Below are 22,848 nucleotides of genomic sequence, written 5' to 3' on the forward strand. Positions count from 1 at the left end.
CATCGCGTCGCCCGCACGTGGTGTTTCTCGGCAGGAAGTTCATGCCGTTCAAGGGTCTCGCTGGTATTCCGCCGCGAGGCCCTTATCCTTAAAACCAGATATGTCTAATTTGGCAGGCGCTCAGGATGCGCCTGCTGTCGGACGAACGGGGGCTGGCATGGCAAGGATTGGCGCGCTCGAGGCAGGCGGAACCAAGATGGTCCTCTCCGTTGGAACGCCCGAGGGAGAGGTTCTCGAGCGTGAGGAGATTCCCACCCAGGGTCCTCAAGACTGCGTCGACCGCATGGTGGAGTGGTTTGGCTCGCACAACGTCGACGCGCTCGGCATTGGTGCCTTTGGCCCCACCGGCGTGAACCCGTCGTCCTCCAGCTACGGCAAGATCCTGGAGACGCCCAAGACCGCGTGGCGCCACTTCGATTTCTTGAGCGCCTTCAAGCCGCTGGGCATCCCCATTGGCTACGACACCGACGTCAACGTTGCCTGCCTGGGCGAGGTCACGTACGGCTCGTGCAAGGGGCTCGACACCGTGGTCTACCTCACGGTTGGCACGGGCATTGGTGCGGGCGTCATGGTGAGCGGGCAGCTCCTGCACGGCATGCTGCACCCCGAGGCAGGCCACATCCTGCTTGAGATCCAGCCGGGCGACGAGGGCAACTGCGTGTGCCCGTACCACGACCGCTGCTTTGAGGGCCTGGCGGCCGGACCCTCAATCGAGCATCGCTGGGGCAAGAAGGGCTTCGAGCTTGCTGACCGCCCCGAGGTCTGGGACCTCGAGAGCACCTACCTGGCCGAGGGCATCTCCACCTACGTGCTGTGCTACTCGCCGCAGCGCATCGTGCTCGGCGGCGGCGTGATGAAGCAGACCCAGCTCTTCCCGCTGGTGCGCAAGAAGGTCCTCGAGAACCTGAACGGCTACCTCGTGACGCCCGAGCTGGCGGACATCGACTCCTACATCGTGGAGGCCGGCTGCAAGGGCGACCAGGGCGTCCTTGGCTGCATTGAGCTGGGCCGTCGCGCGCTGGAGGCCGCCCGCGCGTAGGGGCAGCGATCTTCTCGTTAGGACTTGCCGCAAGTTCTCCTGGGCTCGCCACGCATTCGGGTGCGATTGAGTGGCGAGCCCAGCTTGATATGCGTTCGGGCATCGAATGTGTATCCGCTTGCCACACGTTCGGGTGTCGAATCTGTGGCGTCCTGCGCGGGTCACACGTTCGGGTACGAACCTGTAGCGTGCAACGAATCTATAGCGCATCGCAGGCTTAGGGCGCCCGCGCCCTGCCCCCCGCATGCGTCTGTGCCCTTCTCGGCGCTGCCTCAATTCTGCTGGCTGTTTGCGCTACCCTTGCTTGGTGATTGCCGGGCACGAAAGGGGACAGCATGGCTGAGAAGACCAACAGGAACAACGCAGACGCGGCCGGAATGCAGGGCTCGCTCTTTGGCGATGTCGACGCGCCGTCCTTCTCGGCCCAAGAACCTGCGGAGAAGCCCGCCAGCCCCGCACGCACGGCGCGCGCCCGTGCCGCCGAGCTCAACCGCATCCTCAACCACGCGGCCTACGCCTACTACGCGCTTGACACGCCCGAGATGACGGATGCCCAGTTCGACCGCTACCTCCAGGAGCTTCTCGCCCTTGAGAAGGCCAACCCTGAGCTGGTCACGCCGGACTCCTACACCCAGCGCGTGGGCGGCTATGTTTCCGAGCAGTTCGAGCCCGTCCGCCACGCCAGCCGCATGTACTCCATCGATGACGCCATGAACCTGGACGAGCTTGACGAGTGGCTCGCCCGCACCGACGAGGCCCTGGGTTCCACGCCAGAGAATCCCGTGGCCTACACCTGCGAGCTCAAGATCGATGGCCTGGGCGTGGCCCTCACATACACGGACGCCCAGCTCGTGCGTGCTGCCACCCGCGGCGACGGCACGACGGGCGAGAACGTCACGGCCAACGTGCTCACGATCCACGACGTGCCCCGCGCGCTTGCGCCCGAGGGCCTCAAGCTTGTGGCCGACGCCGGCCTTGGCCGCTCCATCGAGGTGCGTGGCGAGGTCTACATGCCCAAGCACTCGTTCGTTCGCCTGAACGAGGCGGCGGACGCCGCAGGCCGCGAGCCCTTTGCCAACCCGAGAAACGCCGCCGCCGGCAGCCTGCGCCAGAAGGACCCCAAGATCACGGCCCACCGCGACCTCGAGACCTTCATCTATGCCGTGGCGGACGAGTCGCCGCTCTCGGTGACCAGCCAGTGGGAGTTCCTGCACTGGCTCTCCAGCTGCGGCTTCCACGTGAACCCAAATGCCCGCCGCTGCACCTGCGCGGCTGAGGTGCACGACTTCTGCGCCACCGCGCTCGCGCACCGAGAGGACCTCGACTACGACATCGACGGCGTGGTGGTGAAGGTCGACTCCTTTGCCAGCCAGACGGCGCTTGGCTTCACCGCCCGCGCGCCACGCTGGTCCATCGCGTTCAAGTTCCCGCCTGAGGAGAAGCGCACGGTCCTTCGCGACATCCGCATCCAGGTGGGCCGCACAGGCGTGCTCACCCCCGTCGCCGAGTTCGACCCCGTGAGCGTTGCGGGCTCGACCATCGCGCGCGCCACGCTCCACAACATCGACGAGATCCGTCGCAAGAACGTGCGTGTGGGCGACACCATCGTGGTGCACAAGGCCGGAGACGTGATTCCCGAGGTCGTGGGCCCCGTGCTCGAGTTGCGCCCCGCGGACTCCAAGGAGTTCCAGATGCCCACGCACTGTCCCAGCTGCGGGAGCCCCGTGGTGCGCGAGGAGGGCGAGGTTGCCTACCGCTGTGTCTCCATCGACTGCCCGGCGCAGGCCGTCGAGCGTCTCATCCACTGGGGAAGCCGCAACGCCATGGACATCGACGGACTGGGCGACGAGCTGGTGGGCCGCCTGGTTGAGAACGGCACCTTGACCGACGTCGCGGACTACTACGACAAGCTTACCGTTGACGCGCTTGCCGCCACGCCCACGGGCCGCGCCTACGAGACAAGCACCAAGGACCACACCGAGGGCGAGGACATTCTCGTTGGTCGTACCATTGCCGAGAAGGTCATGGAGCAGGTGAATGAGTCCCGCAGCCGTGGCCTTGCACGCGTCCTGTTTGGCCTGGGGATCCGGCACGTGGGCGCCAACGTGGCCACGGTGCTTGCGCGTCGCTTTGGCTCGCTCCAGGCGCTCATGGCCGCAAGCGAGGAGGACATCGCCACGATTGACGGCATTGGTCCCAAGATTGCGGCATCGGTGCGCGAGTTCTTCTCGGTGCCCGAGAATGTCCGCGTGCTGGAGCGCCTGCGCGAGGCGGGCGTTGTGCTTGAGGAGGAGATCACGGAGCCGGAGCGCCCGCAGACGCTTGCCGGCCTCACCTTTGTCCTCACGGGGACGCTCGAGCACTTCACGCGCGATGAGGCGGGCGCGCAGCTCAAGGCGCTGGGTGCCAAGGTCTCGGGCTCCGTGTCAAAGCGCACGAGCTTTGTGGTGGCTGGTGCCGCCGCTGGCTCCAAGCTCACTAAGGCTCAGTCGCTGGGCGTGCCCGTGCTGGACGAGGCCGCGCTCGAGCGCATTCTAGAGACGGGGGAGGCGCCGGAGGCGTAGGCCGTTCGGCGCGGATCCTGCGGGTTGCCAAAACTCCCCCTTGAGCGTCATGTTGACGCCCAAGGGGGAGTTTCCGACGAGATTCTGTATGTGAGGGCCCCTCGGGCGTCATTTCGGCGCCGAAGCATGCATTATCGCAGCAAGTGCGTACAAAACCGCTGCTCCGGCGTCATCTTGGCGCCCGAAGGGGAGTTTCCGACAGGATTGCGTACGAATGAACAGCTCCGGCGTCATTTTGACGCCGGAGTGCATGTTCTCGCAGCTATTACGTATGAAAGTTCCTCTCGGGCGCCGTTTTCTCGCCGGAGCGCAAGTTTCTGCAGGGATTGAATGGCCAGATTTCGTGGTCTCACACCAATTATTAAGTATCCCACCTTGGCAAAGCTTTTGCACGGCTGCGTCCGTCGCGGACGATAGGGGACCGTCTGCGGCACAGGTGCACCTCGAGGGGTTTAACGCCTCCCGGATTGGCTATAAAGACAGTGACTAAAGGGAGTCGCCCAGCAAGGACGACCGAGGTAGGAGGTGCATTCCGATGGGCAGTGACGAGAGTTCAACCAAGCGCCTGCCTTTGGATGCATGAATTCGCCCCAGAGGCGGTGGCAGATCCCTCGCAACGTCAAAGTCGATACGGTGGCACCGCGAATACGCTGATTAGACAGCGACGTGAATCACAAACAGGGCAGGCGCATCTATTCCTCCGGTCGGTGAAGAACCGACAACTCCAGACAGGTTCCTAATACCACGAGAGGAACGGAGAACGGGTTCGCACCAGGCGAACCATCATTGATAGCAGGTGCTTATCACCTTTGTCGCATCCCGCGTGGGAGCGACCTCCCTAAGGGGGAGAGTCCAAAGTATCACGTAGGTGGACGGGCGTCCGGAAGGGCGTCCGCCCTTTTGTGTGGCGGCTCAGCATGTCAACGACACTACAGCAAAGTCCGGACGGCCCCCTCTCTAGCCTGCGGTATCCTTGTTGGTCGCGACGGGCCCGCATGGGGCGAGCAGCGCCGCGCCCCAAGGAATGCGAGGTCACATGCTCAGGATCGGTCACGCCATACTGCACGTCTTTGACTTCGAGAGCGGCAGCACGTTCTTCTCCGAGCGCGAGCTCGACCTCGACAATCGCCAGACCCGCTCATACGTCACGCGCCGCCTGCGTCGCATCCGCTCGAGCGCCGAGAGTAAGCACGGCACCTTTGCCCCCGAGAGCAACTTTGCCTCGGGCCTCAAGGAGTACCTTGCCGGTCAGGTTCCGTTCGTGGACTTCTCCGTCCAGATAGCCCAGTGGTTCTGGGAGGAGCTGCGCCGCGCCGAGGATCTCGAGCAGTGCGATCTCCTCGTGGCGGACTTCACGGACACCGGAGAGATGCGTGCCTCCGAGAACGCCGACGAGGACAAGGTCGCCGACGCCTACGGGTCCGAGGGGACGCGCCTCTTTGCGGTGGTGCTTCTCCCCAGGAAGCAGGCGTTCATCCACGAGGTGGACGAGAACGGCAACGAGATTGCCCGCCAGGACGCCACGCTTCCCAACCCCACGCAGAAGGTCGACACCTACGTCCTTATCGATGCCGACACCCTCGCAATCGACTTTCACGACAAGGAGCGAAGCGTTGCCGGCGAGTCACGCCAGATCATCCCCGAGCTCTTCCTGCAATGCTCGCAGGAGGCGTCGAGCCATGAGGTCATCGACGAGGTCACGAGCATCGTGGAGGACCTCTCCGAGGAGTACGGCCTCACGCCGGCGGTCGAAGTGTCGCGCGCGAAGGCGGCGCTTGCCCGCCACGCGGACACCGACGAGGCCATCCAGCCCGCAGACGTTGGTCGCGAGGTCTTCGAGGACAACCCCGAGATGGCGCAGCGCTTCGAGGAGCGCACCCGCGAGCGCGACCTGCCGGAGGAGGTGCCGGTGCGCCGCGGCGCGGCCAACCGCCTCACGCGCACGCATCACATCCGCACCGACACGGGCGTTGAGATTGCATTCCCCTCGGAGCTCGCTGAGCGCCCAGGCTACATCGAGTTCTCCCACCAGGAGGACGGCAGCATTTCGATTGTGATCAGCAACGTGGCACGCATCGAGAACCGCTAGGGGAGGGCTCCGGCAGCCTCTCCGCTTTGTCACCCCAGCGGACCGTCGCCTTGCCGCTGGCCGTCTACCCCCATGTGTTTTTCGTCCGATGACGGCCGAACGAGTAGAATGGCATGCGTGACCTAAACGTAACCTAGCCGTACTCTCAGGAGGCCTCATGCATACTAGCGGCACCAGCAGCCGACGTGCGTCCAACGCACTCGCTCCCGCGCGTACCGTCACGCGCAGGGATGCCTTCAGACTGCTCATCGGCGCCGGCGCGCTTGCCTTTGCCAGCCCCGTCGCCGCCTTTGCCACCTCGCAGTCGGACATCGACGCCGCCCAGTCGGACGCCGATGCCGCCCAGGCGCAGCTTGACCAGATTGGCCAGGAGGTCTCGGACCTCTCTGCACAGCTTTCAGACACCGTTGGCCAGATCGACGATGTCTCGGCGCAGATCGACCAGACCCAGTCCGACATCGACGCCAAGCAAGCCGACATCGAGGCAAAGCAGGAAGACATCGATACCACGCAGAAGGAGATTGAGCAGAAACAGGAGGTTTTGGGCCAGCGCATGTCGGCGGCGTTCAAGTCCGGCAACGCCAGCACCATCGACCTGCTGCTCTCCTCGGCCTCCTTCGAGGAGCTTACGTCTAACATCTACTACCTCGACAAGGTGTCCGAGCAGGACAACGCCATGATCGAGGAGGTAAAGAGCCTGAAGGCCGACCTCGAGACCCAGAAAGCGCAGCTTGAGGACGACAAGGCCACGCTCGAGACCAAGCAGGCCGACCTCACCACCCAGAAGGACCAGCTCAACCAGCTCAAGAGCAGCCAGGAGTCCCAGCTTGCCGACGTCCAGGCTAAGCAGCAGGAGGCCCAGGACCTCGTCGACCAGCTCAACTCCAATGTCCAGACGCTCATCGACCAGCGCAACGCCGAGCTTCTCGCCGCCCAGGAGGAGGCCCGCCGCGTTGCGAGCTACAGCTCCTCCGGCAGCTCCTCGGGCGGCTCTGCCGGCGGCTCCGCAAACATCAGCTCCGGCACCTCCGGATCGCAGGCCGCTGTCATCTCCGCCGCGTATAGCACGGGCTCCACAGGTGCGGGCTTCTGCGCGGCGTGGGTCTCCAACGTCTTCGCAAACGCGGGCGTCGGCACGTTCTACGGCAACGCCTGCGACATGTACTGGGCATACTGCTCAAGCTCAGACAGGTCGTCCATCCAGGCGGGCATGATCATTGCCGTTCCCACCGAGCCCTACTCCGCAGCTGCGCGCATCTACGGCCACATTGGCATCTACGTGGGCAACGGGACAGTCCGCCACTGCGCGAGCGGCGTTGTCATGACGCAGAGCCTGGACTCCTGGATTAGCGAGTTTGGCGTCACCTCAACTCCGCGCTGGGGCTGGCTGGGCGGTGTCGCTCTTGCATAGGGCGGCTGGCGAGAGGGACGAGGTCACCTCGGTCCCACAGACCCCGGCGCAGGTGACGCTTGGCGTTGTCTCCGCAGTGATGGCCATCCTCGGCGGCGTTGTGCTGCTCGCGGGTGGCCTTGTTCTCTTTGCGGCCATTACGGGGCAGGTGGACGCCTCGGACTCTGGCCTTGCCATCGCTGGCGTAACGCTTTCCGGCTGGTCCCCCATGGGCCTTGCCATAGTGACGCTTGCTGCCGGCGCGCTTCTCTGTGCGACTGCCTGGCTGGGCTTTGCCGCCTCGCGCGACTCCGGTCGCGTGGGGCCGTACCGCTTTCTCTGCTACCTGGTTGGCCTGGTACTTCTCGTTGCCATCCTTTGGAGCTGGGGCTCGGGCACCATCCTCATCTTCAACCCCATCGTGCTCTCGACCACCATCACGTACGTGGTGGTGTGCTCTTCGCTTGCCGACCGCGTGCAGCGCGAGCACGACGAGGGCGTGTGCGGCGAGTCTTTCCTGCTCAGCGGCCACCAGCGTGCGCTCAGGCTCATCTCGCAGGTCATGATTGTGACTGCGGTTCTCAATGCCGTGATCACACTCATTGTGTGGTATGCCGTCTCGCAGATGGACCCCACAGCGCAGGTCACCCTTGCTGAGGCGCAGTACACCGCCGGTCGGCTCTCGAACATCGTGCTTGGTTGGGGCCTGGCATCTGCAGCGGTCAACCTCCTGGTGGGCCTTCTCGGCCTGCGCGGTGCCAACCAGCCCGAGAAGATCAGGCCCTTTCTGTGGGTCTCGGCCATCTCGTTTGCCTATGCGGCAGTGCAGCTGGTGCTGGGCATCGTGACGTCGGGCGGCATGGGAAGCGTGCAGTCCAGCTCCCTCACCGATGCCCTCTTCTATGGCGCCTGCACGTACCTGAGCGTAAAGATTCGCCGCCAGCCGCAAGACCGCGAGGGTCAGGCAACTGGCGGCGAGGCAGAAAACCAACCGTTTGGTGCTAACTAGGCCTCTGGCTGGGAAAGCTCCAGCTCCATGAGGCGCGCGATGCTCACGATGTAAATCTTGAGCGCGCGTCGCATGCTCTCCTCAGAGACAGCCTCGTCGGGACCGTGCTCCATGCCCACCCACGAGGGCTCCTTCGCGTACGGCTCATGCGGGCCAAAGGCGCAGGCGCGGCGGAAGTGGCGCGCATAGGTTCCGCCGCCAATGGTGAACGCCTTGCCCTCGCGGCCGGTGTACTCGGCGTAGGTCGCAAGCAGCGTCTTGATCTCGGGCGAGCCGGGGTCGATGTAGAAGGGCTCCACGTCGCGGCCTTCCTCGAAGGTCGCGTTGAAGCGCGTGGCAAAGCGCCTGAGCTCCACCGTGATGCGGCTGCCCGAGGTCGAGGTGGGATAGCGTGAGTCGATGGTCTGGACAAAGCGGTCTCCCTGGGTGCGCACGGTGCCACCAATGCAGGTGAGCTCGCCAAACTTATCATCGGCCGCGGCAATGCCCATGGGCTTGCCGTCGCTCGCGTGGCAGACCTCGTGCTCCAGGTGAAGCCAGCGCTTCTCGGCGTCCGTGAGGCCGGGAACGTTGGCAAGAAGGTAGTCGGCAAGCACGCAGATGGCGTTCACGGTGCCTGCGGGTAGGGAGGCGTGGCCGCCCTTGCCGTGCGCCGTTACGCGGGCAAGGCCAACGCCTGCGGCCTCGACGTCCACGTGCTCTGCGGCAGGGAGCTTCTCCGCGTCAACGCGCACAAAGGCCGTTGCCTGGCCGGGAATCGCATTGGAGACCGTGCCGCCGTCCAGCTTCTCGATCACGCCGCCCAGCATGGGCTCGGAGGTGAAGCTGCCGCCAAAGAGTCCCTTCTCGCCACAGATGAGGGGGAAGTCGGCGTCGGGCGAGAAGCAGAATGCAGGCTCCGGGCAGCACTCGAGGTAGTGCTCGAGGTCTGCCATCTCGGTCTCCTCGTTGTTACCAATGATGCAGCGCAGGGCGTAGGGGAGAGGCTCGCCGGTCTCCTTCACCTGGAGGGCAAAGAAGTGAGCAGCCCAGAGCGAGAGGACCAGCGGGCCCTTGTCGTCGAGGACGCCGCGGCCCATGAGGTAGCCCTCGCGGCGCGTCACGTCGAGCGCGGGAACGGTCCAGCCAAGGCCCACGGGGACGATGTCGGAGTGGGCGATGGTCGCCACGTACGGCGCACCCTCCTTGCCTGCGACTTCGCCGTAGCCAATGCAGCCGTCGAGGTCCGTTACGGCAAGGCCCAGGCGGCTTGCAATGCCCTCGGCCGCCACCAGGGCCTCGTTTGCCTTGGGGCCATAGGGCTTGCCCGGCTCAGCGGCCGAGAGGTCCTCGACCGACTCGATTCTCACGAGTGTGCGAATGTCTTCGACAACGTCCTCCCAGACCTCGTCTACGTATGCGTCGACCTTGGCCTTGAGCTGGTCGTCGTTGGTCTGTGCCATGCTTCCTCCCAATGGGTTGGTAAATCGTGCCCCACCATATTAGACGCTTGCCTTGCGGCGTGGCGGCGGGGTCGCTCATGGCGCCGCGCGCGCCGAGGAAAGTGGTGGCAAAATGGCAGGTGGCGCGTCGCGTGGCAGCTGCGTGGCGCTGGCGGCACGGTGCGACAAGAGGAGGTCCCATGGCTGGTGACGAGTGGTACAAGGATGTGGTGTTCTACCAGATTTGGCCGCGCAGCTTTGCCGACGGCGACGGGGACGGCATTGGTGACCTCTATGGCGTCTACGAGAAGCTCACCTACATAAAGTCGCTTGGCGTGGGTGGCATCTGGTTTTCTCCGCTGTACGTCTCGCCCAACGCCGACTATGGCTACGACATTGCTGACTACCGGCACATCTCGCCAGACTACGGTGACGAGAAGATCTTCCGCCGTGTGCTTAAGCGTGCCCACGAGCTGGGCCTTAAGGTCATCATGGACCTGGTGATAAACCATACCTCCATCGAGCACGAGTGGTTCCAGAAGGGTATCGACCCCGCAAGTCCGTACCACGACTACTACATCTGGCGCGACCCGGTTTCGGTTGGCGGCGTCCCCAACAACTGGCAGAGCATGTTCGGCGGCTCCGCATGGACGTATTGCGAGCAGAACGGCCAGTACTACCTGCACCTCTTCTCCGAGGGGCAGCCCGACCTCAACATGGACAACCCACGCGTGCGTGACGAGGTCAAAGACGTGATGCGCTACTGGCTTGACATGGGCGTCGACGGCTTCCGCGAGGACGTGATCACCCTTATCTCCAAGGCGGAGGGGCTGCCCAACGACCACGCGCCCCTCTCGCTTCCCAAGGGCAAGCAGTACTACGACTGCGGGCCACACCTTGCCGACTACCTTGGCGAATTCCGCCACGACGTGCTGGTGCAGCACGACTGCTTTGTGGTTGGCGAGGCTCCCTTCGTGGACGTGGAGAAGGCCCGCATGCTCACCGGCGGCCCGCGCGAGAGCCGCCTGCTCGACATGGTCTTTAGCTTCGAGCACATGGAGGCCGACTGCCTCTTCACGGAGTACATCCCGCTGCCGTTTAGCCCAAGGCGCTTCATGGGCGCGCTTTCGCGCTGGCAGGAAGGGCTGCACGGCGTGGGATGGAACGCGCTTTACCTCGAGAACCACGACCATCCGCGCGTGATCAGCCGCTACGGGAGCGAGCGCTACCGGCGCGAGAGCGGCTCGATGCTCGCCTGCGCCTACCTCTTCCTCGAGGGGACGCCCTTCATCTACCAGGGGCAGGAGATTGGCATGACCAACATCTTGCTGCCGTCCATCGAGGACTACCCAGACTGCATCGCGCAGGCGAACTATCGCTCCTACGTGGAGAAGATGGGGGAGGAGAAGGCCCTCGCGCGCGTTCGCCGCGCCACGCGCGACAACGCGCGCACGCCCATGCAGTGGGACGCCACCGAGAACGCCGGCTTTAGCACGCACAAGCCGTGGTTTGCCGTGAATCCCAACTACCGCCAGGTCAACGTTGCCGTCCAGGGCAACGACGAGAACTCGCTTCTCAACTTCTACCGCCGTGCCATCAAGCTTCGTACGCAGAGCGCTGCCGTGCGCTGGGGCGAGTACCACGAGTTCCTTCGTGCGAGCGGGAGCGTGTACGCGTACTCGCGCGAGTTCGCGGGCAACGACGAGCACGAGGCCGAGACGCTGCTGGTGATCTGCTGCTTTGGCAAGGGCGGACATCGCGTGGGGATCCCGGGAAAGTTCCGGGAGCGCAAGCGCGAGGTCCTTCTCGCCAACTACCCCGTGGAGGATGCCAACGCGGACTCGTTTGTCGCCCGGCCGTACGAGGCGAGGGTGTATAAGGTGCTGTAGAGCGTCGGCGCGGCGCGCGGCGGTGCAACGCGGACCGGATGCCCGGTCTGATGCGGAGCTCTGCCCCTTCGCGAGGCCTTCACGCCTCCCGGTTACAATGCCCTCTCCTGCTATCGATCCGTAAGGGAGGTCCCGGGCAATGAAGGTCGCCATGAGAAGGACCGTGCTCGTCGCCGTTATTTGCTTCGCCGTTGCGCTTGTAGTGAGCGTTGTGTTTCTCGCTTGGTTCAATGCCGACCCCGACACGAACATCACCGCTATTCTCGCCAGCCTGCCGCTGAGTTACCTGTATGCGGTCTCGTCTGGCCTTGCCGCGTTCTCCGCGGGCGCTTTGGTGGCGCTTGCTGTGGGGGCTCTCGCGCACCTGCGCATGCCCAACCTGCCGCGCATGGTCTTTGCCGCGCTTGGGTGGGTCATGCTGGGATTTCTGCTCCTCGCGCCCATCATCGCGACGCTTGCCTCAAGCTCGGCTGCCATCGTGTTTGCGCTGGTCGTGTACGCAGCGATCAAGGTTCCCGTGGTCTTTGCGGCCTTTGGCCTGCTGCTTGGCCTGGGCTTTGCCGAGAGGCGCGACGCCCAGCAGTAGCGCTGCCGGCAGCACTATCGTTCTTTAGCGGTATCTGAGAACGTCGATTTCCACGACCTGCGGAAACGTCGCGGCCGTTTCTCAGAAACCGCTAAAGAACGGAATGGCTCGGCCCGAGAAGGTCCTTCGCCTATACTTGCAGCCTCATTTCGAAGATACTAAGTAATTCTGGGAGTCATTTATTGCGCGAAATTTCTTGATGAGAACTTACTCCGCTGCGGAAACGCACTTCTCCCTAGGAATATCGCGCAATAATGGCGAGCAAAACGACCTGACAAGGCTGGCGACTGGCATAGTTGCCGGCTTCACTGCCGGCTGAAGGGTTTGGTGGTCCGCCAGAGGCCGAGAAGAGCTGAGCGCCGCTCCGAGAGGGGCGACGCTCCGGAGCCTACGCCTCGCGGATGAAGCGGACCACCTCGTCGACGGCGTGCGAGAGCCACATGGCCTCGCCCACCACGCGCGGTCCCTCGCCAAGTGTGACCAGCCGCGCGTTGGGGAACTCCTCTGCTGCTCGCCGCGCATCGTCAAAGGCGCGGTGGCTCCCGACCTCGCCGCGGCATACCAGCACCGGCCCGCGATAGCGGCGCATGTCTCCCCAGATGCCGTCCGCACTCTCGCCGGCGTCCGCCGCGCCTGCAACGGAAAAGTCAGGCGAGAGCAGCACCAGCCCGGACACGTCGCGGGGATGCCTTGCCGCGGCCATCGTCGCCACAAAGCCGCCGCGTCCGGCACCGGCGAGAAACACACGGCAGTTGTCGATAAGGTCTAGGCGCCCTACGGCATCGGAGGCGGCTTCCAGGTCTTCGAGCGCCCGGACCGCCGTCCCTGGTGCTGCGTCTTCGATTACGCAGCTAGCAACGCCATGCGCCGCAAGCTCCTCGAGTGGTAGCTTCACCGCCACGTCGTCCCCGCCGGCCCACATGATCACCGGCAGGGGTCCGGGGTCGTCTGGCGCAAGGAGGCGCGCACGCACCTCTCGCCCGTCTCGCTCGCAGCGAACGGGCAGCTCGTGCCAGCCGGCACCATCAAGGACCTCCTCGGCCTCGCGCTCCGCGCGCTTCTCTCCGTGCCTGAAGATGTCCATGTCCGTCTCGACCGCCCTTCTCGCTATCCGTTCGTCTTGCGCCTTGCGAGTGCGCCGTTCCTACGCGTCCGACCGCGCGAAGTGGTTCGCCATATGCATGCTGCGTTCGTAGAGCACCTTGGCGAGAAGTTCGTCGGTCTTCTCGCGCGCGTAGTCGGCCACCTGCTGGTTAGCCTCCTCGAGAAGGTCCTGCGCCGCTGCCGCATCAAGTCCCTGCTTGGCGACGAGCGCATCCGTTGCCGCCAGCACGCGCTCGCCCTCGGAGCCAAGGTCCTCCTGGTAGGCCTCAATCGCGGGCACGCACTCCGCGTAGTTGGCGTCGGCCATGGCGGCGATGAGGCGGTTTGCCCAGTAGAAGCTCTCGGTCGAGACGCGCTTGGGATCGGTCTGCTCGAGGTAGGCGGGCGTCTGGCTCACGTTGGCATAGAACGGTAGCAGCGCGTTGAACGGGTTGGAGCCAAAGGCCAGCCACTGCACGCAGCGCGTTGCCTCGGGGCCGTACGGGCGAGCCTGCAGCACCGCAAGCTGACTGTTGCGGTTGATGCCGATGGGACGGTAGTGCCCGCGCGTGGCCTCCGTGCCAAAGCTGCCGTAGGGGTCAAAGACGGTTCCCTGGTAGTGGAGCGAGAGGACGTACTTCACGTCCTCGACGGTCACCTTGCGCTCGGGAACGCTTGCCCAGGGGAGGTCATCGGACTCGGGGCCAAGCGGCGCCTCGGGGGAGTCCCAGTTCTGGGCGTGCGGGTTGAGAAAGCGCTGCATCGACCAGGCGCGCGGGGTGTTGTAGAGGTGGTCCTCGTCGGAGTGGCTGCCAAAGGCGTCACGCGGGTTGAAGACCTTGTTGTCCTCACCCTCGGCGCGAAGCGTGAGGTCAAGGTGGTGGGCGGCCATCCACTCGGCAAGGTCGGGCGAGCACATGTGCTCGGTCTGCTCGCCCAGGGCGTCTGCCAGGTCAAAGGAGTCAATCCCCAGCTGGTTGGGCATCGTGACGTAGCAGTTGTCTGGCACGCGCTTGGCAATCCAGTGATGGCCGCCCACGGTCTCCAGCCACCAGATCTCGTCTACGTCCGAGAGGGCAATGCCGTTCATCTCGTAGGTGCCGTAGCGCTCGAGGAGCTCGCCCAGGATGCGCACGCCGTCGCGAGCGGAGCGCGCGTAGGGCAGCACCAGCGTGACCATGTCCTCCTCGCCAATGCCGCCGGGCTGCTCGGACTCATAGTCGTCGCTGCCGGGCGTTCCTTTGGCGGGCCGATAGACGACCATGGGGTCCGCGCCCAGGACGCGTTCGTTGGACGTGAGGGTCTCGGTGGCACTCATGGCAACACCGCGTGCCGAGAAGCCCGCCTCCTCCCAGAGGCCCTGGGAGAGGTCTGCGTTGGGGACGGCTGTGTAGCGCACGCCGTCCTCGGCCGGCAGGGGCACCGTGAGGTGCGAGATCTTCGAGGTGTAGCTGGTGCGTCCCTCGGGGTCTACGACGCAGAAACGCTTGGGGTTGAACTCGCCGTTGGCGGAGTCCTCGTTTCTGGCGACGATGGTCGACCCGTCGTAGCTGGCCTTCTTGCCAACCAGGATGGTGGTGCAGGGCATGGTGCCTCCTTGGCTTGGTGTGGTGCCGACAGCGCGCGTCGGCGCGTACTCACATGCCATAGTATGCCCACTGGCCGCGTCACCTGCGTGCAGGCTTTCGCGCATGTTACGGAAGGCGCACGACTGGGCCATCTCCGCCGTGCGCTGGGCGCAACCCACGTCATACTGTGGGAGCACAAATCGCGGCCTTCCCGGTGACATTTCTCGCCAGATGTGCCGCCCGTGAGAAAGACGAGAGGAACTGTCTACCATGACCATGAACTTCAAGCGCCGTCTGCCCATCCCCATGGAGATTCGCGAGGAGATGCCCCTCTCCGCGGACATGGCGGCGAGAAAGCCCGCCTTTGACGCTGAGGTGGCGGCCATCATTCGCGGCGAGTCCCCGCGCCGCCTGCTTGTGATTGGCCCCTGCTCGGCCGACAGCGAGGACTCGGTCCTCGACTACGTGACGCGTCTCGCCAAGCTTGCCGACGAGGTGAAGGACAAGCTTCTCGTGGTGCCGCGCGTCTACACCAACAAGCCGCGCACGCGCGGCACCGGCTACAAGGGGCTTCTCCACAACCCCGACCCTGAGGCGCCGGCAGACCTCCTCGAGGGCGTGAAGGCCATCCGCCGCATGCACTTGCGCGTTGTGGAGGAGACCGGCATGTTCACGGCGGACGAGATGCTCTACCCCGCCAACTTCCAGTACCTCATCGACCTTCTCGCCTATGTGGCTGTGGGCGCGCGCTCGGTGGAGAACCAGGAGCACCGCCTGGTGGCGAGCGGCGTCCCCATGCCTGTGGGCATGAAGAACCCCACGGGCGGGTCCACTGCCGTGCTTCTCAACTCCATCTACGCCGCGCAGGCGCCCCAGACCTTCATCTTCCGCAACTGGGAGGTCGAGACCACCGGCAACCCGCTAGCGCACGCGGTGCTTCGCGGCTATGTGGGGCCGGACGGTGCGACGTATCCCAACTACCACTACGAGTACCTCGAGCGCCTGGCCGACAGGTATGATCCCGAGAAGTTCGAGTTTCCCGCCGTGGTCATCGACTGCAACCACGACAACTCCGGCAAGCGGCCGCTTGAGCAGGCACGCATCGTGGACGAGGTGCTGGATTCCGTGCGGCGCTCCGAGCGCATCGCGGGGCTCTTCCGCGGCTTCATGGTGGAGTCCTACCTGGTGGACGGCAACCAGCCCGTGGGTGGCGGCGTGTACGGGCAGTCCATCACCGACGCCTGTATTGGCTGGGAGGGCACGGAACGCCTGGTGCGCGACATGGCCGAGCGCCTTTAGGCGCGTGCGGCGGCGCGCGGCATGTCGCCGAAAACCTCCATTTGATGCGTTTTGCAACATTGACGGCCTTCCGGCGACAAATTATCGCCGGAAGGCTCTTTTTTGCGAGTTTTGCAACAGTATCGGCTCTCCGGCGACAATGCGTTGCCCAGCCGCTTTCAGCAAACCCCAACCTCGCCTTAAGCTCTTGTCGAGCGTTGCGTTCCCTCCGTGTGGCTTGGGCCACTTTGGGTCCCTTAAGACCTTTGCTTCAGTGGCGTTTAAGGCTCGCGTCCTACCTTGGAATTCAAGGTAGCTGAACGAGGAGGGGGCAGACATGAGTCTTACGAGAAGGCAGTTTCTCCAGGCAGGAGCCATCACGTGCGCATCGGCAGCGGCACTCGCGACAGTTGGGGCAGCGGATCGCGCCTCCGCAAGCGAGCAGGGCCGCACGCTCGAGTCCTTGTCGGACCCTGCGCCCGTCGCCGAGGGAACGTACGGCGCGCTCGTCTCGTCCATGGCCGTCATGAGTGACACGCACGTAGATGATGACGCCCCAGACTACGACAATAACTTCGAGAACGCCCTCGACGACGTCGTGCAAAATTGGGACGCCGTTGACTCCATCGTGCTCAACGGGGATATGACCAACAACGGATACCAATACCAGTACGACATCCTCGAGCGGCGCGCGCAGGCTGCGGGGCTCTCGTTCCCCGAGTCGTTTACCTGCGTGATGGGCAACCACGAGCAGATGGGTGACGGTACCCACACGCAGGAGAGCGTCGAGAGCCTCCATGCCAATTTCTTGGAGAGAACCAACTCCAGCTCGATCTACTTCGATCGCTACGTTGGTGGCACGCACGTGATTGCGCTTGGTCCGGACGAGTACGTCTCGCCCGATGACGTCACCTCAACCGACACCTTCAGGCTGAGCAGCACCCAGCTGTCATGGCTCTCTGGCCTTCTCGATGAGGACCAGGCTGCCGGTGTGCCGTCCTTTGTCTTCGTCCACGAGCCACTCAAGTACACCGTCACTGACTCTTACACGGGCGGCTGGGGCTACGAGAACTCCCTCGAGAACGACGGCGACCTGCGCTCCGTCATCTTTTCGCACACAGGTGCCATTCTCTTTAGCGGCCACACCCATTCCTACCCCGACGTCGTGCAACGTGGCAGCGGCAACCTCTTTGCGGGCACGGGCTCTGTGGCGTACGCATACGCGCAGGGCGAGACCTACCTCACCGACGATGGTAGCTACGACTCCTTTGGCTGGCTCGTGCGTCATCACGAGCAGGCCGTCGAGTTCTGCATGCGTGACTTCCTCAACCGCGAGTGGGTCGCGGGTTCGCACTACGTCTGCCAGCTGGGGTCGCACTAGGTGCGCATCCGTGCGCCGAGAAGGGATAGCAACGTCCGGCCACGCGCCACTTCCTTCCCGCTGATAGACCTAAAAGTCCCCCATCGCCCCGTAATGGTAAAATTAGACACAAATAATGGCGCTTTGGACCTGTTGGGGGGCATCCATGCGCAAAGAACTAGAGGAGAAGGCTCTCGCTCTTACGCGTGAGCTTCTCAAGCGCTTCTGGCAGCTCGACATCGAGTTTGTGCTGTCGCTTTGCACCAAGGACGTGATGTGGGTGGCGCCCGAGCAGAACCGCTACATGCGGGGCATCGACGCAATGCGGGCAGACCTCGAGGAGAACCTCCAGGAGCTCGTGCCTTGCCATCAGTCGCATCAGGAGTACACGGTTGTCCAAAATTGCGGGCGTGCGCTCTCAATCATCGGACGCTACCTTGTGACAACCGATGACGGCGCGCCCATCTTTGCCGAGGTGCAGCAGCACACGCAGATTACCTGGGAACTTATCGATGGCGAGTTGCGCATTCGCTCGCTCTATATCTCTCATCCCAGAAACGAGCTGCCCGTTGCGCCAGGGAGTCCTTCTGCAACGTCATCGGTCGAGCCGCCAAGCGCTATATCGACGAGCGTATTGCCGAGCAAACCGACCTCAGACGCGAGATGATATACGACCGCGAGGGAACGATGCACCTGGTGGCTCCCATGGACGTCATCCTCGTCGAGGCGGTGGGCAAGCGCGCCCGCATATGCCTTGCGTATGACACCTTCGAGGCGCGTGCATCATTCTCAGAGGTCACAGCCATATTTCCAGACCTCATGCGGGTGCACCGCAGCTACGCCGTTAACCTCGCGCGCATACACGCTGTCGACCAGGCGTCCATCATTATGGAAGGAGACGAGGCCGTTCCGCTTCCCAAGGCGCGGCGCGCCGAGGTCATGCAGCGGATTCGTGCCCTTGCCGACGGCGAGCTGGACTAGCGGCCTCTGCATGGGACGCCGACGGCGCCTCCGGCGAAGGCTTGCCGCTCTCGTCTACTTCTGGCGTAAACGCGCGCGAGAACACCCGCCCAAAGACGGCGGCCAAAAACTGGTTGAAGAGCGTCCCCGTCATCACGGGGAACATGGTGGCTGCGGGGAAGTACGTCTGCGCAATGACAGCGCCGGCCGAGATGTTTCGCAGCGCCGAGCAGAACGTGAGCGTCACAGCCTGCTCGCGCTCTAAGCCCATGAGGCGCGTTGCCGCAAAACCCCAAAGGTAGCCTGAGGACGCCATGGCCGCAATGAACACCATGACGCCGGCAAGCTCTGGCGTGAGGTTGAAGATGAAGTCGTGAAGGCTCGTCGAGTTGGTCGTGATGACGAGAATCACAAAGATGCGTGCCAGCGGCGCCAGGGCGGGGGAGAGTGTCGTCTTTACGCGCCCCTGCGTCGCCTGGTTGAGTGCCGTGGCGGCAAGCGCCGGCAGCGCAATCATCACGAGCATGTCAAAGAACATGCCGGCCACGTCCACCTGCACCGTGGCACCTACCAGGAGCCTCAGCGTGGCAGGGATGGTCACAGGCGATATGAGCGTCGAGATGAGAAGCGTCCCCAGCGCAAGCGACATGTCGCCAGCGTAGATGCCTATCCACATGGTGGAGGTCACGGCAATGGGCACCGAGTACTCCAGGACAATACCAGCAACAATGTTGGAATCCGAGAAGAGAAGGCCACCCAGCAGCCAGCCCACAACCGGCATGAGCACCTGCGAGATTGCGATGGCCACGAGCATGGGGGCGGGCCGTCTGAAGGTCCGCACCAAATTGGAGAAGTTGTTGCCCAGCGAGCCCTGGAAGGTCACGAGGGCAAACATGGGTGTGACCAGCGGCTTTAGCGGGATGAAGACGTTTGGTGCGCAGACGCCAAACACCAGGCAGAGAGGTACCAGAAACACCATGTTGTGGGCGATGATGTCGCCCAGGCGCCTCCATACTGCCATGCAGCCGTCCTCCTTGCCTGCGAAACCCGCCTGCCTTCCTGCAAAAACTCTGAACAGGCTAGGCCCTGTATGTTTCCTGGTTGCGTCGGGGCGGTGCACGGCGGCAATAATGCGCAAGAACAACATGCGTATAGGGGTGTTGCGGTATGTCCGGCGGTGTGCCTGACTTCCTCGGCTGGCTCGCGATTCTCGGCTGAAGCGCGCATGTCTCTCTCGGCTGGCGCCCGTGCATCTCTCGGCTGGCGTCCGATTCTCGCCAATTATTGCGCGCTATTTCTGGCGAGAAGATCGTTTTCCCAGTTGAGCCCCAGAATGTCCGGAAAAAACGTTCAATAATCCGGCCTCGGGGACAGCCCTGACGGACCAAATCAGGGGAGGACCACTATTTCGGTTCGCGGCGGTTTCAGCAGCGAGCCTCGGCTCCGGACTAGTCCTTCTCGTCCGTGCGATGCAGCAGCTTCTCCAGACGCTCGCGATTGATCCACACGTGCGCCAGTGCGCAGAGAAGGAAGAGCACGGCACCGCAGACGTGTGCGAAAAACGCCGGCGTTCCCACGGTATCGTCAAGGCTCAGGCCCTCAGCCATGCGCGCGTGCATCAGGCTGCCGCCGCTCACCAGCACGATGGCGAGAAACATTACCATCGCCAGGCCTAGGCAGCAGTCGATTCGTGCCTCCTTGTTCATTGCCTTGCAGGTCACGTGCCTGGTGGTCTGGACAATCTTCCTGTGGCTTACCACGCCGTGCGCCACCAGCAGCACCACAAACAGCAGGGCAACCAGGGCGTGTACGTGCGGCTCCGCGTGCCCCGTCATGTAGGTCCCCACAAGCAGAACCGCCAGTGCAATGTCGATGCCGAGCTTGAGCTTCTGGGTGTCCATGGGTGCCTCTCTGCTTGCCTGCGGCCGCCGTGTGGGACCGCGTCCGTCACATGTAAGCCAAGGCTAACAATTGGCAACGCGCATTGCCCCGTATGGCGCCGTCTACGAGAAAAGAGAAAATACCTGCAAAATGCCTTGGGGACGAGGCCGCCCGACTTTGGACTGGGCTGCCTCGTCCTTGTGCGCCGGTCTACTCCGCCCCTGGCTGGCCATCGGCAAGCTGCGCGCGAAGCGCCGCCACCAGGAACTCAGTTGCTCCCGCGCCCGCGCGGGAGTCGTAGTAGTCGCGGAACCTCTCGTCCGCAAGGTACATCTCGCCAAGCGCCAGGTGTGCCTGGGCGGAGTAGCGGCCCTTGCCCCAGTAGCCGCAGATCCAGCGTCGGTGCATCTCCACCAGCTTCCGTGCCGCGTCGCCAGCGGGGTCGCCCGTTGCCATGGCACCCTTGAGCTTCCGAATGATGCCCTGCTCAAGCTCGTGCATCTCGTCCCAGTCCTGCTCGCTCATTGCGCGCACGCGCTCGTTGGCGGCGTCCACCGCGTCATCGCCGTAGCGTTCGCGTGCCTCTGCGCCATAGGTGTTCTCGTTTGTCTCGATGGCCTGCTCCTTAAGGCCGCGGAAGCGCTCCTCGTTGGTCATGGTCTGCCGCCCCTTCATTGTCGCAATGGTCTTTTCCACCGTCTCTACCAGCGCCTCGAGCTCGCGCTGGCGTGCGCGCAGGGTCTTGAGGTGCTGCTTGAGGGCCTCCTCTGCGTTGTAGCCGGGGCTCTCCAGCAACCCTCTAATCTCGGAGAGCCCCATCCCGCACGCGCGAAACAGGAGCACCTGCTGAAGCCGCTCGACGTCCTTCTCGCCATAGCGCCGGTAGCCGTTCTCGCCGCGTGTGGGCGAGAGAAGCCCCAGGTCCTCGTAGTGGCGAAGCGCCCGCTCCGTCGCGCCGGACATGCTCGCCAGCTCTCCTATCGTGTATGTCTGGTCAGCTGGCTGCGCCTCTCTCATGGTTGTCTCCTCTCGCGCGTTGAGCAGACGATAAACCCTCACGCAGTGTGAAGGTCAAGGGCGCAACGTTGCGTCCCCGCGATCTTGGTCTCGACTGCGGCTCTGCTCGCATGAGACAAAGGGACAGTCCCTTTGTCTCATGCGCCTCTCCCAGGTGGTCAATTTGCGTAGGCCAACAATTCCGAGAAAGTGCGGCCTGCGTTGCCGCAATAATGAGTTGCTTCTAAAGGAAAAGGTGTGGCAATTCCCAGCCTACGGGCACGGACTTAAGGGGCTACGGCCCTCACATCACGCAAGACAGGAGAAATTAGTACATGGCCACAAGAGCAGAGATCATGGAGAAGCTCGGCGAGGTCCAGCACATGCTGAACATTGCTCGCCACAACCGCAAGGAGCAGGAGGAGGCCACCGATGCCAACGTCGCGCGCGTGCTTGCGCTCCTGCGTCTCAAGAGCGAGATTTCCGTCGAGGAGATGTCGACCGTCCTCGGCATTAGCGCAGATGCGCTCGGAACCACGCTTGGAAACATGGCTAACGATGACCTCGTCGTTGTTACCAAGGACGAGGATGACAACGTCCAGTCCGTCACCCTCGGCGAGAAGGGCCAGGAGGAGCAGCCCAAGCCGCGCGACCTCCAGAACGTTGCGCTGGACGGCTTCACGGACGACGAGGTAGACGTGCTTGCTTCGTTCCTCGACCGCATCGAGGCCGGCGTTGCAACAGAGATCGGCGAGGACTGGAAGGAGCGCGAGCAGGAGCGCCTCGCCAAGAAGCGCGACGATCGCGATGACCGCAAGTCCTTTGACCGTGGCGATCGTGGGGACCGTGGTGGTCGCGGCGGCTTCCGTGGCAACGATCGTGGTGGGTTCCGCGGTGGGAATGACCGTGGCGGCTTCCGTGGCAACGACCGTGGTGGGTTCCGCGGTGGGAATGACCGTGGCGGCTACCGCGGCAACGACCGCGGCGGGTACCGTGGTGGGAACGACCGTGGCGGCTATCGCGGCGGCAACGACCGTGGCGGCTACCGCGGCGGGAACGACCGTGGCGGCTACCGCGGCGGGAATGACCGTGGCGGCTATCGCGGCGGCAACGACCGCGGTGGCTACGGTCGCAGCTTCCGCAACGAGGACTAGTTACTTCTCGCGGGCGCTTCGCACTATATTTGTATGGCCGAAGGGGGCAACGGGTTTCCGCTGCCCCCTTTCTCTATGTAATGGCAATGTTGCTTATGGACAAGGCGGCTGCAGCGAGTTCCGCAGATTCCGAACGGCTAAGTGACCCTAGTTGGTGAGAAGGCGTGCCATCGCAGAAGTGCCGCGGATTTCGAATGGTTAAGTTGCGCCAAACGTTCGGAAAATGCCTGACCGGCGAAAACGCGCGGAAATGGGCGAGAGGAACCTGCCGGTGTGTCGCCGGAAGACGACATTTGGTTGCAATTCTCGCCAAAAGGGACGTTCCGGCGACTGCGCACTCTTCCAAGAGGGGGCTCGGCTTTACGAGAAGGCAACTCCTAAAGATGTGCATCGGTGACCCAAAGAGCGGAGAGGATGTTACCCAGACCCGTAACCTGCGATTACAGACCACTTATGTAGGAAACATGGAGGAAACAAACGAGACTTCCCAGACGGGTGTAAGGCGCGTATATTTCTACCTCGCGCGGCGCACGCCCCACACGGACGGACGCCGCGGGGCACCCTGAGAACCGGATACCGTG

18 protein-coding genes are annotated in these 22,848 nt (G+C 63.7%); 12 read left to right on the forward strand and 6 right to left on the reverse strand.

Going from position 1 to position 22,848, the window contains the following annotated elements:
* Window positions 1–157 precede the first annotated feature (157 nt).
* From AUL39_RS08565 to AUL39_RS08585, 5 genes are all read left to right on the forward strand, one after another.
* On the forward strand, window positions 158–1,039 hold the full coding sequence (locus AUL39_RS08565) for an ROK family protein (protein WP_059055290.1): 882 nt from the start codon (window positions 158–160) through the stop codon (window positions 1,037–1,039).
* A gap of 335 nt (window positions 1,040–1,374) precedes the next feature.
* Window positions 1,375–3,603, forward strand: a complete 2,229-nt coding sequence (gene ligA, locus AUL39_RS08570; protein ID WP_059055293.1) for an NAD-dependent DNA ligase LigA — start codon at window positions 1,375–1,377, stop codon at window positions 3,601–3,603.
* A gap of 1,036 nt (window positions 3,604–4,639) precedes the next feature.
* Complete coding sequence (locus AUL39_RS08575; RefSeq protein WP_059055295.1) at window positions 4,640–5,692, forward strand: nucleoid-associated protein; 1,053 nt, start codon at window positions 4,640–4,642, stop codon at window positions 5,690–5,692.
* A gap of 157 nt (window positions 5,693–5,849) precedes the next feature.
* The gene (locus tag AUL39_RS08580) at window positions 5,850–7,103 is read left to right on the forward strand and encodes a coiled-coil domain-containing protein (RefSeq protein WP_059055296.1); all 1,254 of its coding nucleotides are present in this window, start codon (window positions 5,850–5,852) and stop codon (window positions 7,101–7,103) included.
* Window positions 7,096–8,091: a hypothetical protein gene (locus tag AUL39_RS08585; protein WP_160327062.1), complete on the forward strand. Its 996-nt coding sequence runs from the start codon at window positions 7,096–7,098 to the stop codon at window positions 8,089–8,091. The genes AUL39_RS08580 and AUL39_RS08585 overlap by 8 nt, the downstream gene beginning before the upstream one ends.
* On the opposite strand, the gene AUL39_RS08590 is transcribed toward AUL39_RS08585, so the two are convergent.
* Entirely contained in the window at window positions 8,088–9,533 is a 1,446-nt protein-coding gene (locus tag AUL39_RS08590) for a Sapep family Mn(2+)-dependent dipeptidase (RefSeq protein WP_059055300.1), read from the reverse strand. The two genes, AUL39_RS08585 and AUL39_RS08590, sit on opposite strands and share 4 nt — an antisense overlap.
* Before the next feature lie 179 nt (window positions 9,534–9,712).
* On the opposite strand from AUL39_RS08590, the gene AUL39_RS08595 reads away from it, so the two are divergent.
* Together AUL39_RS08595 and AUL39_RS08600 are read left to right on the forward strand one after the other, a co-directional pair.
* A complete protein-coding gene (locus AUL39_RS08595; RefSeq protein ID WP_059055303.1) occupies window positions 9,713–11,401 on the forward strand; it encodes an alpha-glucosidase in 1,689 nt (562 codons plus the stop codon).
* Between the two features lie 139 nt (window positions 11,402–11,540).
* The gene (locus tag AUL39_RS08600) at window positions 11,541–11,987 is read left to right on the forward strand and encodes a hypothetical protein (RefSeq protein WP_059055306.1); all 447 of its coding nucleotides are present in this window, start codon (window positions 11,541–11,543) and stop codon (window positions 11,985–11,987) included.
* 388 nt (window positions 11,988–12,375) lie between these two features.
* Here the strand turns inward: AUL39_RS08600 and AUL39_RS08605 are convergent, their stop codons facing one another.
* Both AUL39_RS08605 and AUL39_RS08610 read right to left on the reverse strand, forming a co-directional pair.
* A complete protein-coding gene (locus AUL39_RS08605) occupies window positions 12,376–13,071 on the reverse strand; it encodes an alpha/beta hydrolase family protein (RefSeq protein ID WP_059055308.1) in 696 nt (231 codons plus the stop codon).
* Between the two features lie 60 nt (window positions 13,072–13,131).
* Window positions 13,132–14,658 carry a C69 family dipeptidase gene (locus tag AUL39_RS08610; protein WP_059055311.1) on the reverse strand — a complete coding sequence of 509 codons (1,527 nt, stop codon included), beginning with the start codon at window positions 14,656–14,658 and terminating at the stop codon, window positions 13,132–13,134.
* Between the two features lie 241 nt (window positions 14,659–14,899).
* Between AUL39_RS08610 and AUL39_RS08615 the strand changes: the two genes are divergently transcribed.
* From AUL39_RS08615 to AUL39_RS08630, 4 genes are all read left to right on the forward strand, one after another.
* On the forward strand, window positions 14,900–15,937 hold the full coding sequence (locus AUL39_RS08615; protein ID WP_328586094.1) for a 3-deoxy-7-phosphoheptulonate synthase: 1,038 nt from the start codon (window positions 14,900–14,902) through the stop codon (window positions 15,935–15,937).
* 316 nt (window positions 15,938–16,253) lie between these two features.
* Entirely contained in the window at window positions 16,254–17,297 is a 1,044-nt protein-coding gene (locus tag AUL39_RS08620) for a metallophosphoesterase family protein (RefSeq protein WP_059055314.1), read from the forward strand.
* A gap of 145 nt (window positions 17,298–17,442) precedes the next feature.
* Window positions 17,443–17,943, forward strand: a complete 501-nt coding sequence (locus AUL39_RS08625) for a nuclear transport factor 2 family protein (protein ID WP_059055316.1) — start codon at window positions 17,443–17,445, stop codon at window positions 17,941–17,943.
* Complete coding sequence (locus tag AUL39_RS08630) at window positions 17,940–18,257, forward strand: LytTR family DNA-binding domain-containing protein (RefSeq protein ID WP_059055319.1); 318 nt, start codon at window positions 17,940–17,942, stop codon at window positions 18,255–18,257. Before AUL39_RS08625 ends, AUL39_RS08630 begins: the two co-directional genes overlap by 4 nt.
* Here the strand turns inward: AUL39_RS08630 and AUL39_RS08635 are convergent.
* From AUL39_RS08635 to AUL39_RS08645, 3 genes are all read right to left on the reverse strand, one after another.
* Complete coding sequence (locus tag AUL39_RS08635) at window positions 18,214–19,257, reverse strand: bile acid:sodium symporter family protein (protein WP_070807600.1); 1,044 nt, start codon at window positions 19,255–19,257, stop codon at window positions 18,214–18,216. The genes AUL39_RS08630 and AUL39_RS08635 overlap by 44 nt on opposite strands.
* Window positions 19,258–19,684: 427 nt before the next feature.
* Window positions 19,685–20,137, reverse strand: coding sequence for a hypothetical protein (locus AUL39_RS08640; RefSeq protein ID WP_059055321.1), 453 nt, complete (start codon window positions 20,135–20,137; stop codon window positions 19,685–19,687).
* A 190-nt stretch (window positions 20,138–20,327) separates the two neighbouring features.
* Window positions 20,328–21,134, reverse strand: a complete 807-nt coding sequence (locus tag AUL39_RS08645; protein ID WP_059055323.1) for a MerR family transcriptional regulator — start codon at window positions 21,132–21,134, stop codon at window positions 20,328–20,330.
* A gap of 314 nt (window positions 21,135–21,448) precedes the next feature.
* Here AUL39_RS08645 and AUL39_RS11370 point away from each other — a divergent pair, with 314 nt between their 5' ends.
* Complete coding sequence (locus tag AUL39_RS11370; protein ID WP_059055325.1) at window positions 21,449–22,267, forward strand: MarR family winged helix-turn-helix transcriptional regulator; 819 nt, start codon at window positions 21,449–21,451, stop codon at window positions 22,265–22,267.
* Window positions 22,268–22,848: the final 581 nt, after the last annotated feature.

It is taken from the genome of Tractidigestivibacter scatoligenes, assembly GCF_001494635.1.
GTDB lineage: Bacteria > Actinomycetota > Coriobacteriia > Coriobacteriales > Atopobiaceae > Tractidigestivibacter > Tractidigestivibacter scatoligenes.

Excerpts from the sequence above, each read along its gene's own strand:
- ligA (WP_059055293.1), top strand. The coding sequence starts at position 1,375 with ATGGCTGAGAAGACCAACAGGAACAACGCAGACGCGGCCGGAATGCAG.
- AUL39_RS08565 (WP_059055290.1), top strand. The coding sequence starts at position 158 with ATGGCAAGGATTGGCGCGCTCGAGGCAGGCGGAACCAAGATGGTCCTC.
- AUL39_RS08605 (WP_059055308.1), bottom strand. The coding sequence starts at position 13,071 with ATGGACATCTTCAGGCACGGAGAGAAGCGCGCGGAGCGCGAGGCCGAG.
- AUL39_RS08580 (WP_059055296.1), top strand. The coding sequence starts at position 5,850 with ATGCATACTAGCGGCACCAGCAGCCGACGTGCGTCCAACGCACTCGCT.
- AUL39_RS08625 (WP_059055316.1), top strand. The coding sequence starts at position 17,443 with ATGCGCAAAGAACTAGAGGAGAAGGCTCTCGCTCTTACGCGTGAGCTT.
- AUL39_RS08630 (WP_059055319.1), top strand. The coding sequence starts at position 17,940 with ATGATATACGACCGCGAGGGAACGATGCACCTGGTGGCTCCCATGGAC.
- AUL39_RS08590 (WP_059055300.1), bottom strand. The coding sequence starts at position 9,533 with ATGGCACAGACCAACGACGACCAGCTCAAGGCCAAGGTCGACGCATAC.
- AUL39_RS08620 (WP_059055314.1), top strand. The coding sequence starts at position 16,254 with ATGAGTCTTACGAGAAGGCAGTTTCTCCAGGCAGGAGCCATCACGTGC.
- AUL39_RS08635 (WP_070807600.1), bottom strand. The coding sequence starts at position 19,257 with ATGGCAGTATGGAGGCGCCTGGGCGACATCATCGCCCACAACATGGTG.
- AUL39_RS08595 (WP_059055303.1), top strand. The coding sequence starts at position 9,713 with ATGGCTGGTGACGAGTGGTACAAGGATGTGGTGTTCTACCAGATTTGG.
- AUL39_RS08640 (WP_059055321.1), bottom strand. The coding sequence starts at position 20,137 with ATGGACACCCAGAAGCTCAAGCTCGGCATCGACATTGCACTGGCGGTT.
- AUL39_RS08600 (WP_059055306.1), top strand. The coding sequence starts at position 11,541 with ATGAAGGTCGCCATGAGAAGGACCGTGCTCGTCGCCGTTATTTGCTTC.
- AUL39_RS08645 (WP_059055323.1), bottom strand. The coding sequence starts at position 21,134 with ATGAGAGAGGCGCAGCCAGCTGACCAGACATACACGATAGGAGAGCTG.
- AUL39_RS11370 (WP_059055325.1), top strand. The coding sequence starts at position 21,449 with ATGGCCACAAGAGCAGAGATCATGGAGAAGCTCGGCGAGGTCCAGCAC.
- AUL39_RS08610 (WP_059055311.1), bottom strand. The coding sequence starts at position 14,658 with ATGCCCTGCACCACCATCCTGGTTGGCAAGAAGGCCAGCTACGACGGG.
- AUL39_RS08575 (WP_059055295.1), top strand. The coding sequence starts at position 4,640 with ATGCTCAGGATCGGTCACGCCATACTGCACGTCTTTGACTTCGAGAGC.